Origin of the sequence: Allosphingosinicella sp., from assembly GCF_036387215.1 — a bacterium.
Taxonomy (GTDB): domain Bacteria; phylum Pseudomonadota; class Alphaproteobacteria; order Sphingomonadales; family Sphingomonadaceae; genus Allosphingosinicella.
This window is the reverse complement of record NZ_DASVUE010000134.1, coordinates 1-4,250: the sequence shown is the minus strand read 5'-3', so window position 1 is coordinate 4,250 and position 4,250 is coordinate 1. Positions and strand designations below refer to the sequence as shown.

At 66.8% G+C, this 4,250-nt stretch carries 3 protein-coding genes and 1 pseudogene; 1 reads left to right on the top strand and 3 read right to left on the bottom strand.

Annotated features, from left to right (window positions below; translation table 11 throughout):
• Positions 1-2,521 (top strand): aminopeptidase N (gene pepN / locus VF662_RS05340; RefSeq protein ID WP_464138668.1); only part of this gene is annotated, 2,521 nt, incomplete at its 5' end.
• 6 nt (positions 2,522-2,527) lie between these two features.
• Here pepN and VF662_RS05335 read toward each other — a convergent pair.
• The 3 genes and pseudogenes from VF662_RS05335 to VF662_RS05325 all read right to left on the bottom strand — a co-directional run.
• Entirely contained in the window at positions 2,528-3,106 is a 579-nt protein-coding gene (locus VF662_RS05335) for an ABC-type transport auxiliary lipoprotein family protein (RefSeq protein ID WP_464138664.1), read from the bottom strand.
• The gene (locus VF662_RS05330) at positions 3,103-4,056 is read right to left on the bottom strand and encodes an MlaD family protein (protein ID WP_464138661.1); all 954 of its coding nucleotides are present in this window, start codon (positions 4,054-4,056) and stop codon (positions 3,103-3,105) included. The genes VF662_RS05335 and VF662_RS05330 overlap by 4 nt, the downstream gene beginning before the upstream one ends.
• Positions 4,056-4,250: pseudogene (locus tag VF662_RS05325) on the bottom strand (ABC transporter ATP-binding protein); the annotation flags it as partial. The gene VF662_RS05330 and the pseudogene VF662_RS05325, both read right to left, overlap by 1 nt.

Sequence of the window (4,250 nt, the reverse complement as noted above, 5' to 3'; positions counted from 1 at the left end):
CTGGCTCGTCCCGGACATCTCGCTGGACTTCGAGCTCGATCCGCAGCGGACGCTGGTGCGCTCCACGCTTCAGGTGGAGCGGAACGGGGATCATGACGAGCCGCTGCGGCTGGACGGAGAGGGGCTGAAGCTCCTCAGCGTCGAGATCAACGGAGCGCCTGCGGAGCATCTGCAGGCCGGCGACCTGCTGACGGTTCCGCTCACCGGTGACAGCGCGGCCGTCGAAATCCTCGTCGAGATTTCGCCTGGGACCAACACGCAGCTGATGGGGCTGTACGAATCCGGCGGCATCCTCTGCACGCAGTGCGAGGCAGAGGGCTTCCGGCGGATCACCTTCTTCCCGGATCGTCCCGACGTCCTCAGCCGCTATCGGGTTCGAATCAGCGCGGACAAGGAGCGCTACCCGGTTCTGCTGTCGAACGGCGACCCGGTCGGCTCGGGCGATCTCGGCGGCGGCCGTCACTGGGCCGAGTGGCACGATCCCTTCCCAAAGCCCTGTTACCTCTTCGCGCTGGTGGCTGGGGATCTCAAGGCGAACAGCGACCGCTTCGTCACCTGCAGCGGCCGCGCGGTCGATCTCGGCATCTGGGTACGCGAGGAGGACCTTCCTCGGACTGCCCATGCAATGGAAGCGCTGAAGGCCAGCATGGCGTGGGACGAGAAGGTCTATGGCCGTGAATACGATCTTGCGGTGTTCAACATCGTCGCGGTCGCCGATTTCAATTTCGGGGCGATGGAGAACAAAGGCCTCAACATCTTCAATTCGCGCTATATCCTCGCCGATCCTGATACGGCGACGGACGCCGATTACGACGCCGTCGCGGGCGTGGTGGCGCACGAATATTTCCACAATTGGTCCGGCAACCGGGTCACCTGCCGCGACTGGTTCCAGCTGAGCCTGAAGGAAGGCTTCACCGTCTTTCGCGACCAGCAATTCTCGGCCGACCAGGGCTCCGCAGCGGTGAAGCGGATCGAGGACGTGCGGGCGCTCCGATCCGCTCAGTTCCCGGAGGACAGCGGCCCGCTCGCGCACCCGATCCGGCCGGAATCCTATATCGAGATCTCCAATTTCTACACCGCGACCGTCTACAACAAGGGCGCCGAGGTGATCAGGATGCTGCACACGATCCTGGGGCCGGAGAAATTCCGCGCCGGCACCGACCTCTATTTCGACCGGCACGACGGCGAGGCGGCGACCTGCGAGGATTTCGTCGCCGCGATGGAGGAGGCAAGCGGTGTCGACCTCACCCGCTTCCGGCTCTGGTACTCGCAGGCCGGGACGCCGCGGGTGCGCGCGAACCTCCTCCACGGCGAAGGCGAGGGGCGTGCACGCCTGCTGCTGGAGCAGGAGGCGCCGCCGACGCCCGGCCAGCCGGCGAAGAAGCCGATGCCGATCCCGCTGAAGGTGGCGCTGTTCGGTGGGGTGACGGGCGAGAAATATGCCGACCGCCTGGTGCTGCTCGAGGAGGAGACGAAGGAAATCCTGTTCGACGGCATCGGCGAGCGGCCGGTCCTGTCGATCAACCGCGATTTCTCGGCCCCGGTCACCATCGAGAGCAGCCGGAGCGTCGAGGATCTCGCCTTCCTCTCTGCCAACGACGACAATCCGTTCGCCCGCTACGAGGCGATGCAGCAGCTGATGCTCGACACGATGGTGGAGGCGATCGCCGCGGGCAGCGCCGATATGGAGCCGGTGGTCGAGGCAATGCGGCAGACCCTGACGAACGAGGCGCTGGACCCGGCCTTCATCGCCGAGGCGGTGCTCCTGCCTACGGAAGCTTTCATCGGCGATCAGATGCTGGTCGTCGATCCGGAGGCCATCCACGAGGTGCGCGAGCGGCTCCGCACGGAGCTCGGCGGCGAGCTGGAAACGCTCTGGCGTGCCGCTTACGCAGCCAATGCCGCCAATCGCTACGAATATTCGCCGTCCGCCAAAGGCGCGCGGCGGCTGCGAACGGTGGCCCTCGGCTATCTGATGTCCGCAGGCGCCGAGGATGCGGCGCAGATGGCGATGCGGCAGTTCCGCGATGCCGACAACATGACGGACCGGCAGGGCGCTCTGGGGATGCTGGCCAACAGCGATGCAGCGGAGCGCCGCGAGGCTTTGGAGGCCTTTTACGAGCGGTATCGCGACAATGCGCTGGTGCTGGATAAGTGGTTCATGGTCCAGGCGCTCTCAAGCCGCGACGATACTGCTGAGGCGGTGGCGCGGCTGGCGGGACATCCGGATTTCTCGCTCGGCAACCCGAACCGGCTCCGCTCGCTGGTGAGCGCCTTTGCCTCCAACCAGCGGGCCTTCCATGACCCGTCCGGGCGTGGCTACTGCTTCCTCGCCGACATGACTTTGGCCGTGGACAAACTCAACCCGCAGGCGGCCGCGCGGCTGGTGCCGCCGCTTGGGCGGTGGCGCAGGTTCGACGAAGCACGGGCGGACCTGATGAAGGCGGAGCTGCGTCGGATCGTGGAGACGCCGGGGCTTTCGAAGGACGTTTTCGAGCAGGCCTCTAAAAGCCTCGGCTGAGCCCGGTCAGCGGCCGACCCACTGGGCCACGTCGGCCGCGATCTGGTTCGCCGCCTGGTTGAGCGCTGCGCCCACTCCGGCCGCGTCGGCCGAGGCTGCGGGCACTCGCGCCTCGAAGCGCTGGGTGGTGACTCCGCCTCCGGTCCGCCCGAGCGCCGCGTCGTAGACCGCGACTGCCTGGCCGCTGGCGGCATCGTAGCCGAAGCGCTGCAGCGTGCCGGTGAGGCGCTGGCCGGGATCGAAGCTGAATTGCTTCGGATCGAGCACGACCCGGCCGGTGGTGGCGCCGATCGTCTCCGACACCAGGCGCGCGAACAGGGTTGCCGGCATCTCCACCCATTGTGCGTTCTTCAGGTACGAGACGGCAAGCTCGCTTTCGTGAACCGGGACCCGCAGCGTCTGCAGTTCTCGCGGCACCGTGGGCACGGCGACGGTGATCGCCTGCCCCTCGGCGGCGGAGCGCGGCGTCGCCGCCGGCCTCACCTGCGCCGAATTCAGTGTCATCAAAGTATCCGGCACCTTGGCTCCGCCGAAGCAGCCGGAGAGGGCGAGCGCGCCGCCGAGAGCGAGGATCGTCTTTTTCATCTCTTCTTCTTCGGATTATATTCGGGGACCTTCGGAGTGCCGACGATCGACAGGGCGCCTTCGCGCTCGACCCGCTGGGTCACCTCGCGAAGCGAATCGGTGGTCTCGCGGAGGTCGCGCACCAGCTGCCCCACTTCGGGGATCGTCTGCTTGGTGAGCGCCTGCACGCCGGGCCGGGCGTCGTTCATCACCGCATCGACATTTGCGAGGCTGCTCTCGGCCGCGCGGATGGTGTGGCGAAGATCGTTGATCAGCGGCCGGCCCTGCTCGTTCAGCAGGCGGTCGGAGCTGTCGGCAAGGCGGCCGAACCGGTCGGCCGCGTTTCCGGCCTGGCGGATGGCGATGCGCGCTTCGGCAAGCGTCGCTGCGATTTCGGGGGAGCGTTCCGCCACCGATCGGCTGATCTCCTGCACATTCTCGAGGATGGCGGCGATCGAGGCCTGATTGCGGTCGGACAGGAGCTCGGTCAGCCGCTCGGTCAGCGTCGTCACGCGCTCAAGGAGCTGCGGCGCACTGCTGAGCAGGCCCGCAAGACCGCCCGGCTTAGCCGGGATGACCGGCACGCCATAGGGCCCTTCCTGAACGATCGGAGGCGCTCCGCGGGCCGCGCCGTCGAGCTGGATTTGGGAGACGCCGGTGAAGCCGACGCCCTGGATGGTGGCGGTCGTGCCCTGGAGAATTGGCGTGTCGTTGCGGACGGCGATCCGCACGCGAACGAATTCCGGGGTCCGGGGCTCAAGGTTGATCGATGCCACCTGCCCGACGGGCACGCCGGAGAAGGTCACCGCGGAGCCGCGGGCGAGCCCGTCCACCGCCTGGCGGAAGAAGATGTCATATTCCTTGTTGTCGTCGCCGGCGGCCTGGCTCAGCCAGATGATGAAGGCGAGGGTCGCGACGACGAGCGCGAGGACCACGCCGCCGACGAGAATGTGGTTTGAGCGCGTTTCCATCAGGCGTCAGCCTTCGCTACGGCCGTCTCGGCCGCCCGCCCGCGCGGGCCACGGAAATATTCCTGTATCCATTCGTGGTCCAAAGCCAATAATTCCGGAATCGTTCCAATCGCGACCACCTTCTTGTCCGCCAGCACGGCGACGCGGTCGCAGATGGCGTAGAGTGTGTCGAGATCGTGGGTGATGAGGAAGAC